At 58.7% G+C, this 16,876-nt stretch carries 16 protein-coding genes and 3 pseudogenes; 8 read left to right on the forward strand and 11 right to left on the reverse strand.

Going from position 1 to position 16,876, the window contains the following annotated elements; genetic code table 11:
* Positions 1 to 158 precede the first annotated feature (158 nt).
* The 8 genes from sdhA to BDD14_RS23125 all read right to left on the reverse strand — a co-directional run bounded on the left by sdhA (position 159) and on the right by BDD14_RS23125 (position 8,422).
* Complete coding sequence (sdhA, locus tag BDD14_RS23090; RefSeq protein WP_130421620.1) at positions 159 to 1,934, reverse strand: succinate dehydrogenase flavoprotein subunit; 1,776 nt, start codon at positions 1,932 to 1,934, stop codon at positions 159 to 161.
* A gap of 19 nt (positions 1,935 to 1,953) precedes the next feature.
* Positions 1,954 to 2,760 carry a succinate dehydrogenase cytochrome b558 subunit gene (locus BDD14_RS23095; protein WP_130421622.1) on the reverse strand — a complete coding sequence of 269 codons (807 nt, stop codon included), beginning with the start codon at positions 2,758 to 2,760 and terminating at the stop codon, positions 1,954 to 1,956.
* A 181-nt stretch (positions 2,761 to 2,941) separates the two neighbouring features.
* On the reverse strand, positions 2,942 to 3,559 hold the full coding sequence (locus tag BDD14_RS23100; RefSeq protein WP_130421624.1) for a non-canonical purine NTP pyrophosphatase: 618 nt from the start codon (positions 3,557 to 3,559) through the stop codon (positions 2,942 to 2,944).
* Between the two features lie 32 nt (positions 3,560 to 3,591).
* Entirely contained in the window at positions 3,592 to 5,013 is a 1,422-nt protein-coding gene (locus BDD14_RS23105; RefSeq protein ID WP_242618145.1) for a hypothetical protein, read from the reverse strand.
* A 105-nt stretch (positions 5,014 to 5,118) separates the two neighbouring features.
* The gene (locus BDD14_RS23110; RefSeq protein WP_130421626.1) at positions 5,119 to 5,484 is read right to left on the reverse strand and encodes a hypothetical protein; all 366 of its coding nucleotides are present in this window, start codon (positions 5,482 to 5,484) and stop codon (positions 5,119 to 5,121) included.
* Between the two features lie 67 nt (positions 5,485 to 5,551).
* The gene (gene fliS / locus BDD14_RS23115; RefSeq protein WP_130421627.1) at positions 5,552 to 6,019 is read right to left on the reverse strand and encodes a flagellar export chaperone FliS; all 468 of its coding nucleotides are present in this window, start codon (positions 6,017 to 6,019) and stop codon (positions 5,552 to 5,554) included.
* Positions 6,020 to 6,033: 14 nt separating this feature from the next.
* Positions 6,034 to 7,401 (reverse strand): flagellar filament capping protein FliD, encoded by a 1,368-nt coding sequence (gene fliD / locus BDD14_RS23120; protein ID WP_130421629.1) that lies wholly within the window; start codon positions 7,399 to 7,401, stop codon positions 6,034 to 6,036.
* 169 nt (positions 7,402 to 7,570) lie between these two features.
* Positions 7,571 to 8,422 (reverse strand): flagellin, encoded by an 852-nt coding sequence (locus BDD14_RS23125; RefSeq protein WP_130421631.1) that lies wholly within the window; start codon positions 8,420 to 8,422, stop codon positions 7,571 to 7,573.
* 247 nt (positions 8,423 to 8,669) lie between these two features.
* On the opposite strand from BDD14_RS23125, the gene BDD14_RS23130 reads away from it, so the two are divergent.
* Genes BDD14_RS23130 through BDD14_RS23140 form a run of 3 tightly spaced genes read left to right on the forward strand, consistent with a single transcriptional unit; the run spans position 8,670 to position 10,506 of the window.
* Positions 8,670 to 8,942 carry a flagellar FlbD family protein gene (locus BDD14_RS23130; protein WP_130421633.1) on the forward strand — a complete coding sequence of 91 codons (273 nt, stop codon included), beginning with the start codon at positions 8,670 to 8,672 and terminating at the stop codon, positions 8,940 to 8,942.
* Between the two features lie 35 nt (positions 8,943 to 8,977).
* A complete protein-coding gene (locus BDD14_RS23135; RefSeq protein ID WP_130421635.1) occupies positions 8,978 to 9,757 on the forward strand; it encodes a flagellar motor protein in 780 nt (259 codons plus the stop codon).
* A complete protein-coding gene (locus BDD14_RS23140; protein ID WP_242618146.1) occupies positions 9,754 to 10,506 on the forward strand; it encodes a flagellar motor protein MotB in 753 nt (250 codons plus the stop codon). Before BDD14_RS23135 ends, BDD14_RS23140 begins: the two co-directional genes overlap by 4 nt.
* Here the strand turns inward: BDD14_RS23140 and BDD14_RS34645 are convergent.
* Positions 10,472 to 10,609, reverse strand: coding sequence for a YjbQ family protein (locus BDD14_RS34645; protein WP_242618274.1), 138 nt, complete (start codon positions 10,607 to 10,609; stop codon positions 10,472 to 10,474). The genes BDD14_RS23140 and BDD14_RS34645 overlap by 35 nt on opposite strands.
* On the opposite strand from BDD14_RS34645, the gene BDD14_RS33195 reads away from it, so the two are divergent.
* The 4 genes and pseudogenes from BDD14_RS33195 to BDD14_RS23165 all read left to right on the forward strand — a co-directional run bounded on the left by BDD14_RS33195 (position 10,601) and on the right by BDD14_RS23165 (position 12,914).
* Positions 10,601 to 10,939, forward strand: coding sequence for a helix-turn-helix domain-containing protein (locus tag BDD14_RS33195; protein WP_242618147.1), 339 nt, complete (start codon positions 10,601 to 10,603; stop codon positions 10,937 to 10,939). The two genes, BDD14_RS34645 and BDD14_RS33195, sit on opposite strands and share 9 nt — an antisense overlap.
* Positions 10,940 to 10,970: 31 nt before the next feature.
* Positions 10,971 to 11,213 carry a hypothetical protein gene (locus BDD14_RS23150; protein ID WP_130421639.1) on the forward strand — a complete coding sequence of 81 codons (243 nt, stop codon included), beginning with the start codon at positions 10,971 to 10,973 and terminating at the stop codon, positions 11,211 to 11,213.
* A gap of 237 nt (positions 11,214 to 11,450) precedes the next feature.
* Positions 11,451 to 11,639: pseudogene (locus BDD14_RS23160) on the forward strand (IS6 family transposase); the annotation flags it as partial.
* A 369-nt stretch (positions 11,640 to 12,008) separates the two neighbouring features.
* Positions 12,009 to 12,914, forward strand: coding sequence for an OmpA family protein (locus BDD14_RS23165; RefSeq protein WP_130421643.1), 906 nt, complete (start codon positions 12,009 to 12,011; stop codon positions 12,912 to 12,914).
* Between the two features lie 727 nt (positions 12,915 to 13,641).
* Here BDD14_RS23165 and BDD14_RS23175 read toward each other — a convergent pair.
* Positions 13,642 to 14,069 (reverse strand): annotated as a pseudogene (locus tag BDD14_RS23175) (transposase family protein); the annotation flags it as partial.
* Positions 14,070 to 14,192: 123 nt separating this feature from the next.
* On the reverse strand, positions 14,193 to 14,723 hold the full coding sequence (locus tag BDD14_RS23180) for a DUF4136 domain-containing protein (protein ID WP_130421645.1): 531 nt from the start codon (positions 14,721 to 14,723) through the stop codon (positions 14,193 to 14,195).
* A gap of 1,533 nt (positions 14,724 to 16,256) precedes the next feature.
* Between BDD14_RS23180 and BDD14_RS23190 the strand changes: the two are divergent.
* Positions 16,257 to 16,493: pseudogene (locus tag BDD14_RS23190) on the forward strand (IS110 family transposase); the annotation flags it as partial.
* Positions 16,494 to 16,876 lie beyond the last annotated feature (383 nt).

Raw genomic sequence — 16,876 nt, forward strand, 5'->3', positions numbered from 1 at the left:
TGACCAGATAAGGCACGTTCAAGGCGTTGTCAGGAGCAGTTCGCGGTTCGTCCCGCCCGGCAGGGCAGGAAGTGACAGGCACGGGCGGCAGGAATTGCGACTCCTGCCGCGGCGATGACGAGTTTTGTGAGGCTCATGCTGACCTCTCTTCTTCAGGATCAGGCCGTGGCGTCGTAACGGCGCGGGCGAGGCTTGATGTGGCTGATGTCTACGTCCTCAAACTCAAATTTAGGCGCGTCGTTGACGAAGCTGGCTTTGGTGGTCTTCAGGAACTTTTCGTCGTTGCGCTCAGGGAAGTCAGGCTTGTAGTGAGCTCCGCGGGATTCGTCGCGGAGACGTGCTCCCTGAACGATAACGCGGGCGAGCTCGAGCATGTTGTAGAGCTGGCGGGCAAAGGCGAAGCTGGTGTTGGCCCACTGGCTCTTGTCGCTCAGGTTGATGTTGCGATAACGCGCCTGCAGCTCGACGATCTTGGCGTCGGCCTCTTCAAGACCGGCGTTGTACCGGATGATGGTGGCGTGCTTGGTCATGGTCTCGCCAAGTTCGCGCCAGATCTTGAAGGGGTTCTCGGTGCCGGGATTGTTGAGAAGGATGTTGTTGTACTCCTTCTGGCGCTGCAGCTCGGCCGCGTGGCCGCCGTCGCCCTCTGGCGCTGCGAGCGACTTGGCATATTGCATGGCCTGAGGGCCGGCGACGAAACCTCCGTAGATGCAGGAGAGGAGCGAGTTGGCTCCGAGCCGGTTGGCTCCGTGGATGGAATAGTCGGCCTCGCCCGCGGCGAAGACGCCGGGGATATTGGTCTGCTGGTCGAAGTCAACCCACAGGCCGCCCATGGTGTAGTGCATGCCGGGGAAGATCTTCATGGGGACTTTGCGAGGATCGTCACCGACGAACTTCTCGTAGATCTCGAGAATGCCTTCGAGCTTGTGCTGCCGCTCCGGCGCGAGGTGGGAGACGTCGAGGTAGACCATGGGCTGACCGTCGATTCCCATGCCGTGCTCGTAGACGACCTTGAAGATGGCGCGGGTGGCGACGTCGCGTGGGACGAGGTTGCCGTACTTGGGGTACCACTCCTCGAGAAAGTACCAGCGATCGGATTCGGGGATCGACTGGGCGGCGCGTTTGTCGTTCTTGTCTTTGGGAACCCAGACGCGACCGCCTTCGCCGCGGGCCGACTCAGACATCAGACGGAGCTTATCTTCGCCCGGGATCGCGGTGGGGTGAACCTGGATGAACTCGCCGTTGGCGTAGTAGGCGCCTTGCTGGTAGAGGGCCGACTGCGCGGAGCCGGTGCACACCACGGAGTTCGTAGATTTGCCGAAGATGGCTCCGTTGCCGCCCGTGCAGACGATGATGGCGTCGGCGGGGAAGGTGCGAAGTTCCATGGTGCGGAGGTCCATCGCGGAGATTCCGCGGCAGGCGCCCTTGGAGTCGAGCACGGCGGAGAGGAACTCCCAGCCTTCGTACTTCTTGACCTTGCCCTCGGACTCGTAGCGGCGAACCTGCTCGTCGAGCGCGTAGAGAAGCTGCTGGCCTGTGGTGGCTCCGGCGAAGGCGGTGCGGTGGTAGAGGGTACCGCCGAAACGGCGGAAGTCGAGCAGGCCTTCGGGGGTGCGGTTGAAGGGCACGCCCATGCGGTCGAGCAGGTCGATGATGGCGGGGCCCTGCGCGGTCATCTGCTTGACGGGGGTCTGGTTGGCGAGGAAGTCGCCGCCGTAGATGGTGTCGTCGAAGTGCTTGAAGACATCGTCGCCCTCGCCCTTGAGGTTCTTGGCTGCGTTGATGCCGCCCTGGGCGCAGACGGAGTGCGAGCGCTTGACGGGGACGATGGAGAAGAGGTCGACGTTGCCGCCCGCCTCGGCGATCTTGATGACGGCGGCGAGGCCGGCGAGACCGCCGCCTACGACGATGATTCTGGGAGTTGCTGCTGCCATGTCGTTTTTGTAACCTTTCCTAGCGTTGCAGGCTGGAGGGCTCGGGATTGGTCGAGCCGGGAACAGGATTTTCGGGGGCCGGCATGGTTACTCCGGGAGGTTGCGGCGGCATGACATCTTCTGGCGCATTGGCATACTTCGGTCCTACGAAGGCCCAGATGCTGACGAAGCCCATCAGGCAGAGTCCCGCGCCGACGGCGGCGCAGACGTAGCCGAAGCGCTTGCGAGCCTTGTCGCCGGGGGTGATGCCCCACTTGGCGGCGAAGAGCCAGACGCCATAGGCGAAGTGCCACGTGGTGGCGACCATGGCGATGATGTAAATGGCGAGCATCCAGGGGTTTGCGAGTTCGTGCTGGACCTTCGCGAAGGCCGCGCCGGGATGCTCGGGGAGCATGACTCCGCTGAAGCGCTGCCGCCAGACATGCTGCGCTATATAGAGAAGCGCGATGATGCCGGTGACGCGTTGGGACAGATACATCCAATTGCCAGCCCAGGGATAGACGTTGACGTTTGAACGTCCGCGCACGGCGATGAAGACGCCGTATCCGGCGTGATAGGCGAGGGGGATGAAGATGAAGGCCCATTCAAGCAGACGCACTAAAGGCAGGCTGTTGAGGAACTTCACCTGTTGCGCATAGGCAAGGGGACCGTTGATCGCCTCGAAGTTCGAGATGATGTGCTCGACCAGGAAGGCGCCGATGGGAACGATGCCGGTGAGCGAGTGCAGCCTGCGCCAGAAGAACGAATGCCCTTCGCCAGCGCGGAGCGGTTGCACGCCGCGAAGAGACGGAGTGGCAGGTGGGGCTGGCGGTGCGGCGGTTGCCATGGCGGAACTCCTTGAAGATCGTTGGGAGTGCGCTGCGCGTGGATTTCTGCAGCAGGCTGATTATTCCGCTCCGGTTAAGGCAGAGTCAAGGAATCAACGGGTTTTCGTGCGATTACCGTGAAGTTTGTGCGATTAAGCGGACGACGTGAAATTACGATTCTTTGGGTCCTATATTTCTTTTCTACGAGAGCGTTTGGAGCAGTCTCCGAAGAGCGCGTCCGCGATGACTGAAAGAGAGCTTTGTGGCGGGTTCGAGCTCGGCCATGGTCTTGCCGAGTTCGGGTAGGAAGAAGAGGGGATCATACCCAAAGCCGGATCTTCCACGCTGAGCGGTGAGGATGGTTCCTTCGACGGTGCCATCTGCGACGGCGATGATCTCCCCGTCGCGCGCGGCGGCGAGGACACAGTGATAGCGGCCCCGACGATCGGCTTCGGAGGCGCCTTTGAGCGATTCGAGGAGGCATCGGTTATTACGCTCGTCAAGGGGGAGCGATTCGTCCTGCGCGAAGCCTGCATCTTCGGCATAACGTGCGGAACGCACTCCGGGCGCGCCGTCCAGCGCATCGACTTCAAGCCCGGAGTCATCTGCCACGACTATCAGGCCGGGAGATTGAAGCGAGTAATAGGCCGCCTTGGCGCAGGCGTTGCCAGAGAAGGTCGGCTCGTCTTCGGGAGGCGAAGGGATCGTGGCCAGGCCGGGCAGCGTCTCAAGTCTGACGTTTGTGCCCGCGACCTCTGCCGCTGCAGCGGAGAAGTCGCGGAGCTTGCCCGGGTTGGAGGTGGCTACGTAGAGAGTCATCTCTCTATTCAAGCATTCGACTCGATAGCCGCCTACCTCGCAATTCTGAAGCGTACGAAGGCTGCCACGCCCCAGGGACGATCGCCGTAGGTGGATCGCAGCGTCTCGGGGGTGGTGTAGGTGGTGAACTGGGCTCCAGGGGCGGCCGTGAGGTGACGGCTCAGACGAAAGTCGCGATCGTAGCCGAAGCTGTAGGCCTGGACGTGTCCGATGGGATCCTCTTCGAAGCCAGCGGGGAGAGGACTGCCTGGGGGCAGCAGCAGCTCACTGGTTCGCCCGGCATTCTCGATGCGAGTCCAGACGTAGTTGCGGCGCGCGAACTTGAGCAGCGATTCGGCGAGATAGCTGTTGACCTTGTGCTCGTCGTGTCCGGCAGCAATCGAGCGTGTGCGTCCCCAGAGGAGCGTGTTCGACCAGTTGCCGGCGGTGAGGCCGTTGGCGTCGCGGTCTCCGAAGGGATGGTTGTACATGATGGAGGCGGTTTGACGGAGCTGATCTTCGTGAGGGTAGAGCGCCTCGGGGCTGGTAATGCGTCCAGTAGAGTACTGGCCGCTCCAATTGGCTGTCGGCGAGACGGTCAGGCGAGTGGAGTAGCTGTCGATGGCGAGACCGTTCGACGAGGGCTGGAACTGCCAGCGGCCTTCGGAGGGTTCGCCGCCGTGGAAGCCAGAGCCTTCGATGCGGAACCACCGCCAGGTGAGGCCGGTGGTCAGGACGTTGTAGGCGATGTGGGTGGAATCCTCCTGATGGTGTCCAAGTGCCGCGATTGGATTTTCAGAGGCCGACATGCGATGCGGGTATGCAGTGGGGCCGATGGCGGGATCGCCGATGGGAGCGGCGTAGAAGCTCAAAAGAGTGCGTTCGCTGAGACGGATGTCGTAGAGAGCGGCGACCTCCATGAACAAGTTGTGAGGGTGCTGTCCGTCGACGATGGGTTTGCCGAAGGCGGTCTCGCCCTGCTGGAAGAGGAGCGGATACTGGCGATCCGTCATGGTCGCGGGCTCGAGTGAGAACATCGCACGCAGCGTGAGCTGGCCGGGACCGAGGCGCCGCATGGCCATCGGCATGATCCAGTTGGCAGAGAAGAGTTTGTCTCCGCCACGACGACCCTGAGGTGTCTGCGAGGCCAGCTGCTGGATGTCGGTGACGAAGGCTTCGCCATGCAGCATCCACAACCATGCACCGCGATGGCCCATCATCATGTACATCGGGGTCGACGGCGGTTCGACAGTGGTGCCGGAGGAAAGATGATTCAACTGTGCCTGGATGAGGTTGGTGGGTTGCATCATCATTCCCGGCATCTGCGGCATGGAATTCATGTTTTGCTGCCGATCCATCTGGGACATCGGCATCTCGGGCATCTCGGACGGCTGCTGAGCCATCGTGGCGAGGCTTGAGAACAGAAAAACGGGTGCGAGAGTGCGTAGCAGGCTACGCGAAATACGCGGGGTCACGACTCTATTTCTCCTGAGGGATAAGGCGAGAACAATGTGCCTGCTGGGAAGCGCATGCAACTGGGGCGCTTACGGACGCAGGCAGACCTTAGGGAAGAGTCGGAATCAGATTCGAAGGGCGATGAGAGGGGGATGCTGCTGCGGTGCGATTCTCACGTTCGCAAAAGCATGTGCTGTCAGGCGGGTGAGCGATGGAAGAGCAGATGCAATGAGAGAGGGAAGGCCTGGCTGCTGCGACTCCGAAGCGAAGGTGGCCGAGGCGGGCTGGTGGTGCACGGTGCAGCATGCGTTCGACACCTGCGTATCGGCGGGCGAGTGGTTCGGGCAGCAGGCATGGCCGGGCGCGCTCATACTGTGCATGTGAATCTCGTTTGCCTGCTGGGGCAGAGGCGCGGCAAAGCAGGCTGCCGAGCTGACGAAGAACGCCAGCAGGCAGAGGACCGCAACGAGACTCGAAAGCGAGTGCTTCATGCTGTATCTGTTGAGACGGATTCGCGGGGAAACCGTTACACCAACAGGTACAGTTTAGCAGCCGGGGCTATGCGGACCAGCGGGAAGACACAGCCTCCTCGTTGAGGGAGGAGGGAGGAGGCGCAGAGAATAGTTCTTCCTTCGTACGCAGCTCGCGCGGTAATACGCGGCTAGCGTCCGGGTTACGCGCCACGACGACCCAGGCCTCGCGAACATTGCGGATGGAGGCGATGATCTCGTGGAACTGTTCGATGGACTCGTAGTGTGAAGCCTCGAGCGTCAGGGTGAACATGGCGGCGTAGAAATCGGAGAGAGACTGCGCCGTGCTTCCGCCCAGGTCGGGCCGAAGCCGTGCCTGCAGATACATCAGAATATCGAGCGCGCGGCTGACCGCGATGCGACGGCCACGCACATCCTGCTCTTCGATGCACTGCGCCGCGCGATACAGGAAGCGGATTGCGCCGTCATAAAGGGCAAGGACGAGCTCCATTCCGGTTGCGCCCATCAGCGTCTGCTGTTGATAGTTCGGTTCCATCGCTCTCCTCTTCGTTACTGGCCGGTGTTAAAGCCGGTGATTGCGCTGTAGAGCTGCTTGATCTCGTTCACCTGGTCGGGAAGCGACTGCAGGATCTGGTTGGCAAGGTTCAACTCGTCGGTGAGCCGGCTCTTGTTGTCGGCGATTCGAGCCTCCTGATCGCTGATGTTTTGATTCAGAGTGGCTTCCTGGGCGGAGTTCTGCTTGAGCGCGAGAGAGATTGCGCCTTTGGTCGAGGTGCCGCTCAGGCCGTTCAGGGTCGAGGTGAAGTTCTGCCCGAAGCTGTTTGCGTTCTGAAAAAATCCCTGTATGTCGGCGAAGTTCGTATTGAGTGAATTGTCCAGTGTGCCGCCATCAATGTTGAGATGGCCGAGCTGGTCCACGGAGATGCCGAACTGGGACAGGCTTTTGATGGAACCGCTGGGGGCACCCGACAGCAGCCCTTGCGTGAGCTGATTCTGAATCCGGGCGACCGTGGGATCGCCATAGAGAGGCTCCGGATTGCCGCTGGAGTCTTTTCCCTCCTGGTCCTTGATGTCGTCAACCACCGCGTTGTAGGCAGTCACAAAGCTGGCCATCGCCTGCTCGATGGAGGTGTTGTCGTTGGTAATCTGCACCTGCACAGGATTGTCAGGGTCGGATTTGGAGAGAATCTGGAAGGTGACGCCGGGAATGAGGCCGGTGACCGTGTTCGATGCGCTCGTTGTGTCGAGGCCATCGACCGTGAGGCTCGCATCTTGCCCGTGCATGCCCACCTGAAATGCGATGGTGTTTCCAGTGGCATCATCGCTCAGAGAGGACAAGGCGTTCATCGTGATCTCTCCGGCTGCTCCGCTCGTACTGCTCACGAGAGAGAGGCGTGAGCCTGTCGTATCGGTGATCACAGATGCGGAGACCCCCATGGAGGCTCCGTTGATCGAGGCTGCGAGTTGTGTGAGCGTCTTGCCACTGAAGTCGAGCTGCTGGCTCTGTCCGTTGATGGTGAAGCTCAGCGACCCGCTGAGGGTATCGCTTGCGTTCGTGATCTTGTCGGAGTACTGCGACGAGGTCTGAGCGAGTTTGTTGACGACAATGGTGTGGCTTCCGGCCACGGCAAGATTGCTGGCCGAGCTGAGCGCCACGACATCGGTATCAGAGCTCGAACCCTGCTTCGAGACGAAGGTGCCGCTGAAATCGGTGAGGGACTGGAGCGCAGTGGAAAGGGTCGAGAGGTCCGTGCCGAATTTGCTGAGCGCGGTGTCCTGCGCCTGCAGGTTGGATAACTGGGTCTTCCAGGGATCTTCGACGGCCTGTTGGGCCGCGAGAATCTGGGTTACCGTGGAAGCGACATCGAAACCCTGGCCGCTGTTGATTGGACCGAAGTTGATTCCAACTGTACCCATCTCGTTCTCCTGAAACGCAGCCTGCGATGCTGACATGTGCAACTGGAAGGCCTAAATCTCTGTTCAAGAATTAGGCGCTATTAATAAGAATTTCTGTCCTGTGCGAATTCGCAAAAAGAACAAGGGCGGCAAACAGCTTTCGCTGCCTGCCGCTGACCTGTTCAAGGGTTTACTGGAGCAGCTTGAGGACGTCCTGCTGGACGGCGTTGGCCTGGGAGAGAGCCGCGATGCCGGTTTGGGTGAGGACCTGGAACTTGGCCATGTCGCTGGTCGCCTGGCCGTAGTCGGTTGCGCGGATGTTGTTCTCCGCCGAGGACAGGTTGACCGACTGCGTGTTCGCAACGTTCGCGGCCGCATTGAGCTGGTTGATGTTGGCGCCGAGAGTGCCGCGCTGATAGGCGACGTCCGCAACGGCGTCGGTCAGCGTGGTCAGGATGCTCGTTGCCGTGGTGGCGTCCAGCGTTGCATTGGTCGTAAGATCAGCGCCGGCTCCGCCGCCAGAGGTGGTTCCAACGCTGCCTGTGGTGAGGACACCGACGGTCTGTGCGAAGGTGCTCGCGCCCGTTGAGGTTCCATCGCTGACGAATACGTTGACGGCGGTCGCGGAGAAGACCTGGTTGCCGTTGTAGTTCGTCGTCGATCCGATGTTGCCGATCTCGGTCAGGATGTTCTGGTACTCCTGATCGGCGGAGCTGACCTGGCTGGTGTTCAGCGTGCCGTTCGCCGCCTCGGTGGCGAGCGTAACAGCGCGGTTGAGCAGGTTGGTGACCTGGGCCAGGGCACCGTCGGCGGTCTGCAGCATGCCGACGCCGGCGCTGGCGTTCTGTGCCGATTGGGTGAGAGCGGCGACGTTGGCGTGGAGGCCGTCGGCCAGAGCCAGGCCGGCCGCATCGTCGGCGCCGCTGTTGATGCGCGAACCCGAGGAGAGCTGCGTGAGGGTGTTCTGCAGGCTCGCCTGGGTCTGGTTGAGGTTGTTCTGCGCGTAAATGGCTGAGATGTTGTTCAATACACCCAAGGACATGGGGGAACGCTCCTCTTAATCACTCAATTTGAGTTACCGCACTGCCTGTCCCGGGTGATCCGGATCTTGGTAGAGAACCTTCGATCCGTCTGACCTTACGAAAGGCGTTGCGTTCCCCCACCTCATCGGCGCGGGGTGCCGGGACTTGAGCCGTTTCTTTCCGCGGAAGGCCTGAGGAGGTTACGAGCGATCGGATCTATTGCCCGGGGGGCATCCGCCGATGAAAGGACAGAGAGGAAGTGTTGCCATGATTGAACTGACTCGCCTGAACGGCAGTCGCCTCAGCATTAACTGCGACCTCATTAAATATGCGGACTCAGCCCCGGACACGGTCCTGACGCTGGTGACCGGAGAGAAGCTTGTGGTTCTGGAGCCGCGCAGCGAGGTTATGCGCAGGACCATGGAATATCGCGCCTCTGTGCTTCGCTCAGCGTGGCCGGATGCGGATATGGCTCTGGCGGCAAAGAACGCCCGGACCGTGCAGGAACTCGTCTCCGAATCCGACAAATCCACAAGCTGAACTGCAGACAGATTCCATTTTGGAAGAGGAAGTTTATGGACATCGCCAGCATTGGTGGCATCTTAGTCGCGATCCTCGGCATCCTGGCCGGCATGATGATTGAGGGTGGAAGCATTGGCCAGATCGCTCAGCCTACAGCGGCCCTGATCGTGATCGGGGGAACGATGGGAGCGGTGATGCTGCAGTTCCCGCTAAACATCTTTCTTGCCGCGCTCAAGCGAATGATGAGGATCTTCATCTCAGGCGGAGGCGATAACGAGGAGTTCCTGCGGCAGCTGGTTCAGTTCGCCAACAAGGCACGCAAGAGCGGGATTGTCTCTCTCGACCAGGATCTTGGCTCGATCAAGGATCCGTTCTTTCGCCAGGCGCTGATGCTGGCGATCGATGGAACGGAGCCCAACGAGGTTCGCAAGATCATGCAGATGGAGCTGGACAACAAGTCGGAGATGGAGGAGAAGATTCCCCAGGTCTTCGAGGCGGCGGGCGGCTACTCGCCCACGGTTGGCATCATCGGGGCTGTGCTTGGGTTGATCCAGGTCATGCAGCACCTGGACAACATCACCGAGGTAGGTCGCGGCATCGCGGTTGCGTTCGTTGCGACGATCTACGGGGTGGCGCTGGCGAACCTTGTCTTCCTTCCGGTAGCGGGCAAGCTGAAGATCCGACACCGCGAGGAGCAGATGGCCAAGGAGATGGTCCTCGAAGGCGTCATCTCCATTCTTGAAGGTATGAATCCGCGCATGATGGAGACGAAGCTGCGCACCTTCCTGGCCGACGGCAAGACGATCGAGCACACGGCGGAGGCTGCAGCGTGAGCCGCAAGAAGAAACATGAGCATGTGAATCATGAGCGCTGGCTGGTCTCCTATGCCGACTTCATCACGCTTTTGTTTGCGTTCTTCGTAGTGCTGTTCGCCTCGAGCCAGTCGGACAGGAAGAAGCAAGCGCAGGTGGCGGCCGCGATGCAGACCGCGTTTACACCGCTGGGAAGCTTTGAGGCACATGCGAAGACGCCTCCGCTGGAGCAGGCACCGAGCGCCGCAACCGTAACCCGGCCTGCGGCGCTGGCGATGCCGTTTCCACAGATAGGGCAGTTGACGCCCGAGCGGGAGATGGAGGATAGACTGACGCGGCTGATCAAGGAGGCGGGAGCGCGGCTTCCGGCTGGCAGCGTGACCACGCGGGTGGTTCCTGAAGGTCTGGCGATCTCCTTGCATGAGATCGGCTTCTTCGCCTCCGGTTCAGCGGAGGTGCGTAACGAATCGATCCCTATCCTGACGAAGCTGGCTGAAACGATTCCCAATGCTCCGCTGCGTGTGGAAGGGCACACGGACAATATGCCGATCCACACAGCGCAATTTTCTTCAAACTGGGAGCTTTCGACGGCGCGGGCCAGTGCGATCGCTCGTCTGCTGCTGGAGCGCGGATCGATTCGCCCGGCAAATGTCTCTGCCTCCGGTTATGCGGAGTATCATCCCGTCGCTTCGAACGCTACCGTCGAGGGACGGAGCCAGAACCGGCGCGTGGACATCATTCTTTTGCGAGACCGAGAAGCTTCACGATGACCCGCTTGGAGCGCTGGCCGTCGAACTCGGCGTAAAAGATGCGCTGCCAGGTTCCCAGGTCGAGGCGCCCTTTCGTGACGGGAAGCGTCGTCTCGTGGTGCAGGAGAAGGGCTTTGAGGTGCGCGTCGGCATTGTCTTAGCCGGTGCGATGGTGCTTGTAGCCGGGCCAGCGCGGGCAAGCTTTTCAAGCCATGTGCCGATATCTTCGATGAGCCGCGAGCGTCAGCGTGAGGGAATTGCGATCGCAAGGCTGGAAGGGAAGTACCGCGGCAGGAAGCCGTCTCTGACACCCGCGCGGGCGGCCGAGTTGCGACGGCGAGTTGCCGATGGTAACTCGAAGGCTGCGCTTGCTCGTGAGTTCGGCATCAGCCGAGATACGCTATATCGGTATGTTCCGGTCAAAAAGCGCCGGGCTGGGAAGCTCGCAAAATGAATTGTATGCAGGGAATTGGAGGAGGGAAGCGATGAGTGAATCGGAGATGCAAGCGGAGTTGGAGCGCCTGCGGGCTGAGAATGCCCAGCTCAAGAGCAAAGACAAGGGCGGCCTCACATTGAAGGTGAGCGAGAAAGGCGGGCTCTCTCTGTACGGCATGGGCCGGTTTCCGGTCACACTCTACAAAGAACAATGGCTGCGCATCCTGGCGTGTGCGCCGGAGATCAAGGCGTTCATCCGCGAAAATGACTCCAAGCTGACGACGAAGGAATAGGGCTTTGAAGAAGGGGGATCCAGACCACAATTTGCTGTCCTTGCGGGAACGAGAAGATCCTCGCCTTGGGCCTCTGCGCGACCTGCTACACGCTGAAACGGCAGGATGCCGAATATTTCGGTGGCATAAGCTGGCTCCTATCCCAAAGCGATTGGCCGGCTGCAGCCGAAGGCAAGTTGCCACAGGACACGAAGCAACGCACGTCGAAATATCTAAACAACATCTGAAGCGGACCATGGTGCACTGAAGCGAGTCATTCGCCCCATGCGAGGCTTTCAGACAATGAAGACGTCCGCCGCTACGATGAAGAGGTTCGAGGTGATGCGGATGATCCGCCGAGGACATTGCCTCACGTGTAAGCCGCATGTCAAAGACGAGGTGCGCTTCGTAAACAAGCTGTTCGACATCTTCGTTATCGCTGTCTGATGCAAACTGTACAACGGACGAACTGCGACCAACAGAGTTAGTGCAACAGAGCCCAAGGATTTGAGGTTATGCGTATGATCCGCCGCCATCGCCTTCTCTGCAACCCTAAGGTCGCCGGCGAAATTCAATTCATCAACAAGCGGTTCGATGTTGTTGCCTGATCTGCAACATCGGTACGAGCGAGTTGCCTCTGCGCCAGTTAATGCAACAGAGCCATCTTTCTTCGTATCGCTCCTTATCCCCTCCGTTCAAAGATTTGGCCCACCCACGGAAAATAGCTTATCCCGCCACACTTCCACTGACATTTCGCACAGCAACCGCCACCATCTCGCCATTGCGGTACACTTATGGGCAATCGAGGTAACGACCATGTGCAAGCCACGTCTCGCCGGGTCCCTGACGCTCCCCAGCCTCCTCATAACAACCTTCCTTCTAACCAATTCCCCGGCCATCGCTCAATCCACCCAGATCAAAGGAATCATCGACGGACGAACCGGCGCCACCATGTCCATCAAGGTAGTCGACTCCCCCGACACCACGGTTCTCCTCTCCGACACGACTAATGTGCAGGAGGTTGAAGGCGTCTTCCACGGACGCAAGAAAGACATGCCGATGACCTCTCTCATCCCCGGTCTTCCTGTTGACGTCAGCGGAAGCATGAACGCCCAGAACCAGCTCGCCGCCGACAGCGTCAAGTTCAAAGGCTCCGACCTCAAAGCCGCCATGGACGCGCAGGCAGGCCTCAAGCCCACCACACAGCAACTTCAGCAAACCCAGCAGCAGGTCGACCAGCAAAAGGCTGCTCTTCAGGCCCAACAAGCCCAGCTCACGGCCGAGCAGAAGAAGATTGCCGCCAACAAAGCCGCAATCGCCGCCGCCAACAAACGCTTCGGCGAGCTTGGTGATTACAACATCCTGGGCGAGGCCACCGTCTACTTTGCCAACGGCAAAACCACCGTCGACAGCGCAGACAAGGCAAAGCTCCTGCAGCTGGCACAGCAGGCGAAGGCAATCACGGCCTACATCCTGCAGGTGCAGGGATACGCCTCTACGGTCGGCAGCGCCGCCCTCAACCAGCGACTCAGCAGCGAGCGCGCAAACGCCGTCACTGAGATTCTCGAGCAGGATGGCAGTATTCCCCTCACCAACATGCTCGCCCCCGGTGCCATGGGTACTTCCTCCCAGGTAGATTCCGACAAAACAGCGGAAGGCCAAGCTCAGAACCGCCGCGTAGTCGTCAGAATCCTCCAGAACAAAGGCATCGCAGGGACCTAGGGCCGTCACAAACTGCAGCTGCATCAGACGGCTTCTAGCATCGTCGAAATCCGGCCCGCACAGCGGAGTTTTTCGGGCTCCATTCAACTACCGTGGTCCCGGACGCTGTCAAAGAACTGGACGGTGGCAGGAATGTTCTCGCTGATGTGGCCAAGCGGGAGACCGCGGCGAAAATCTGACCGCCTAGTCCAGTGTGTACTTTGACCGTCGGATCAAAATCGACCTGGGACGCATGGGTCGAGTATTCAGGTGCTTTCCCCCAACCGGGGCAGTCCACAAAACATGATCGACTTTTGGATGGCGTACAAACCTACACCCCATCAACAACTCGACTTTCATTGCAGCTTCGGCCTTTCCGCCACAACGACCGATAACTCACTCGGCTTTGGCTATTCGGTCCGATTCCAGGCGTTTCGATCCAGATGATGTTCCCATTTTTGGTTCTCCCCGTCGAATGCGACTGCGAAGAACAGCCCGAAGCCAGCAGAAGATTTTTTAGTTTTTAATATACAAATCCTGTTAGCAAAAATACTGGGATTTGCGAAATGAATTTAATAGTGACCGGGTCATGGCTTGTTCCGGAGGTAAAAGTGCAATGTCACTCCGGCGGCATTCCAGTCTGTCGGAGTACACGTAGTGCAATGCTCTCGCCGGTAATACGTCTAACCATGGCAACGCGCCTTACCGGCCATAGAATTCCCACCGTATACCATGCCTCATTCCACGAGTGCTTCATGAACTCCGGTAGAAACGCATTGCCGGCAGCGACGTCATGATTCCAGCCAACCGCAGTTCTTTGACAAGTCGACCCTGCAACGCACGATTGACACGCTCCACCCGTCCCTTAGACTGAATGGAGTTGGCACATAAGATCTCGATGTTCAGCTCTGCAAGGGCACGCCCAAACTGAGTCATACCAGGACCGCCTTTAGCCTCCCGATTGACACGGAATACGGTGTGCTTATCCGAGTAGAAAGCGACAGGAGCGCCATACGTCACAAGGTATCCGTGCAAAGATTCAAAGCAGGATTCGGTGCTTTCACTGAGAACAAACCGCAGCTGCATCAGACGGCTTGTAGCATCGTCGATGAAGACTAGCAGGGTGCAGGGTTAACCTCGATCTTCAAACCATTGGTGATCACTCCCGTCGATCTGTCTCTGCGGAGACATGTTTCGGCCCACCGGGAATGCCGGCAAATGCCATCTCCTCGTGGTTGCTGAGTCACGTCGGAGTCCGAAGTTTTCCTCTGCGCCCCGGTCCTGCATTCAGCCGGGCTGTTACTTTGGCGGATAGTGCTTCAGAAGCTTCTCCATCGACTTATCCAGATTTTTCTGATTTTTCTCCTGGTTGTTGCTAGGATCAATCGTCTTCGTGGCAGTTCCGGTCCAAACGAGTTGCTTTGTGTCAGGGTCATACATATCAAGCACCAAGGATCCAATGTTGATCGTCGATTGCGTTGCTGTAGCCATGCCGCCGCCGCCCCAACGAACGCCACCCATTCCATAGGCATTCCACTGCTTTTCCTGATCGACCGCAATCTGATAACCGACGTTGAGATCAGCTTTGTTGTCGCTTGACTTGGTTAGGCCCTTCGTAGCCAGCTGCGCATCGACAGCCTGCCTTATTTCGGCGTCCATGATTTGGTTAGGGTGTGCGCCACCCTCTATGCTGATCCACTTGTAAGTGTGGTACTTTGCGAAATTAGTGCCAGGCATGAAGTTATACTTCACATCTTGTGCAATCGCGGCACTGCAAATCAGAAGTGCGATTCCGAGAATCGTTGGGTAAATCCGAAACGTCCGGTTCATGATAGTCTCCCTTCATTGCTAACCAGAACAGATACACATCGTATTGCCGGGAACGGGCGAGGAACTTGGGCAAGCTTTGTCGGGATTGGAACTTGCTGCGCCTGAATACCAACCGACAGCACGGCTGGCGTCAGGAGTAGAAGAGCAGAACGCGACAACAGCGAGACCCATTCTGAACGACATACTTTCGTCTCCTTACGACAGAAAGCGATCAACATGCGGGGGCCGTTCGAAAGCTGAGTCCGATCGGGAACAATAGTAGAGGAAGAGATTCATTCGCTGCAACTGTCCCAAGTGACAGGTGTTGCCAAGTCAGTCCCGTATCCAAGCGATGGGGACTAACCGCTACATCGCATCGGTCTTAGATCACGACCGAATTTGGAATGCCCCGTTTGCGATGGCAGTCTTCCGCTGGGGGTTCTGCCCGAGCCACGGTCAAAACCGGAAATAATCCCGAGTGCCCCGCGAAGTGGTTTCGAGCAAACTTAGCATTGTCCATCTAACTGTGCAGCCGTAGCTGCGTCAGGAGCATAAATGAAAGATCCTCGCAATCAGGTTCATCGTCCAGAGAAAGAGCCGGCATAGGTGTGCAGTTCATATCGGGAGAATTGAATTGAAGAGATAGATTTGGTCACTGCCCAGAAATTGTTCAACAACGAGAGTACTGTGGGTGGGTATGCTGTGCCTAGTAAAACCACTAGTTGCTACTTCAAGGCTCCTGTATCGATATTCATAGTTCATGGTTTCCTCGGAAGATATGAACAGAACTCCATCGCAGTAACTGGAGAAATGAAACTGGATCAGCGATAGGAGATGACCGTGCGGCGGTTCGCGAATTGCATTTTCACTTTAATATTGGCCGCATTGTTGATGACGATTTGGGCTTGCAAGAAGTCTGGGCAGGCGACGACTGCCGGGCCGGGCGCGGCCGCCGCCGTAGACCGGACCGTGCTGCCGCCCCCAAACCCAGCGTTCCAGGGCAAGATCGAAGTAGCCTATAAGGATTCGAAGCCGATTTGCCGAGCCGCTGAGAGCGCCAACGGGCGCGCCCAATGTGTTGCTTATCATGAGCCACGACATCGGCTACGGCCACATGAGCGCGTTCGGCGGGCCGGCAAATACGTCGACGTTCGACCGGCTGGCGAAGCAGGGGCCGCTCTCGAACGAGGATTGAAGCGATCAGTGGAGGACCGGGCCGCCGACAACTTCACACCTAAGGCACAGCTTGAACAACAGGTTTGTCAATATGAATTCGGATTAGTTTCTGAAGGAACTTGTCGCGTGCGTTAGCTCGCTCGCTGCGGACATTGAACGCCTATCGGACCTCTCGATTGTGCCAACGCCGACGTACTTCATTGAGCCCTGAGCAGGAAAGCTTGAGGTGTTACGGGATGATTGTCGGCAAACTCCGAAGTTGGACCAGCGATAGCTGGGGTGGTCCGAGCATAGAGTTAATGAGATGGTCCGCCGCTTGATTCACCTGGGGTAGCAGGTTGATCGTGGTTGGCAGTTCCTGTGAAGGAGATCATCGACATGCAGATACATTTAGTTGGCATCGACCTTGGCAAGACAACCTTTCATCTTGTAGCGCTCGGCGCAGCCGGCAAGGTGCTTGTGCGGAAGAAGTTCACGCAGAAGCAGTTGCTGGCTTACACCGCGAACATGCAGACCTCTCTGATCGGGCTGGAGGCGTGCTCCGGCGCCCACTTCCTCGGCCGGGCACTGCACAAGCAGGGGCACGATGTCCGGCTGATTTCAGCCCAGTTTGTGGCATCCAGTTCGCCGACCTTCCGAAGAATCGCCAGGGGCCAACCGCCCGCGCTCCCACTTTCCCACACCACCACCACGACGGCTTGAAGTTTCTCCACCTAAGTCTGCACACAGGGTAAGTAACGACGAAAGCACAGTCACAGCGGCGTGTCCGCAACCTGGTGTTACGAATGGTCTTCAACGACCGACGAGTTTTAAAGGACAGACACGCGCGCAACTCATCCTGGCCAGGAGAACTACTCTCCACCCAAAGGCCGAATACATTTGCGCAGACTTGTCTTCTCGACCAAACTTTTCCCTTGCAGTCGCGTGGCGGACCATACATTCGAAACAATCTCAGAATTCGAAGTTGCCGATATCCCAGTACGTCGAGGTCTACGACT

The organism is Edaphobacter modestus, from assembly GCF_004217555.1.
Lineage (GTDB): Bacteria > Acidobacteriota > Terriglobia > Terriglobales > Acidobacteriaceae > Edaphobacter > Edaphobacter modestus.

Bases quoted from the DNA above. Each gene is read 5' to 3' on its own strand.
- sdhA (WP_130421620.1), bottom strand. From the start codon at position 1,934: ATGGCAGCAGCAACTCCCAGAATCATCGTCGTAGGCGGCGGTCTCGCC.
- BDD14_RS23095 (WP_130421622.1), bottom strand. From the start codon at position 2,760: ATGGCAACCGCCGCACCGCCAGCCCCACCTGCCACTCCGTCTCTTCGC.
- BDD14_RS23100 (WP_130421624.1), bottom strand. From the start codon at position 3,559: ATGACTCTCTACGTAGCCACCTCCAACCCGGGCAAGCTCCGCGACTTC.
- BDD14_RS23110 (WP_130421626.1), bottom strand. From the start codon at position 5,484: ATGAAGCACTCGCTTTCGAGTCTCGTTGCGGTCCTCTGCCTGCTGGCG.
- fliS (WP_130421627.1), bottom strand. From the start codon at position 6,019: ATGGAACCGAACTATCAACAGCAGACGCTGATGGGCGCAACCGGAATG.
- fliD (WP_130421629.1), bottom strand. From the start codon at position 7,401: ATGGGTACAGTTGGAATCAACTTCGGTCCAATCAACAGCGGCCAGGGT.
- BDD14_RS23125 (WP_130421631.1), bottom strand. From the start codon at position 8,422: ATGTCCTTGGGTGTATTGAACAACATCTCAGCCATTTACGCGCAGAAC.
- BDD14_RS23130 (WP_130421633.1), top strand. From the start codon at position 8,670: ATGATTGAACTGACTCGCCTGAACGGCAGTCGCCTCAGCATTAACTGC.
- BDD14_RS23135 (WP_130421635.1), top strand. From the start codon at position 8,978: ATGGACATCGCCAGCATTGGTGGCATCTTAGTCGCGATCCTCGGCATC.
- BDD14_RS23150 (WP_130421639.1), top strand. From the start codon at position 10,971: ATGAGTGAATCGGAGATGCAAGCGGAGTTGGAGCGCCTGCGGGCTGAG.
- BDD14_RS23165 (WP_130421643.1), top strand. From the start codon at position 12,009: ATGTGCAAGCCACGTCTCGCCGGGTCCCTGACGCTCCCCAGCCTCCTC.
- BDD14_RS23180 (WP_130421645.1), bottom strand. From the start codon at position 14,723: ATGAACCGGACGTTTCGGATTTACCCAACGATTCTCGGAATCGCACTT.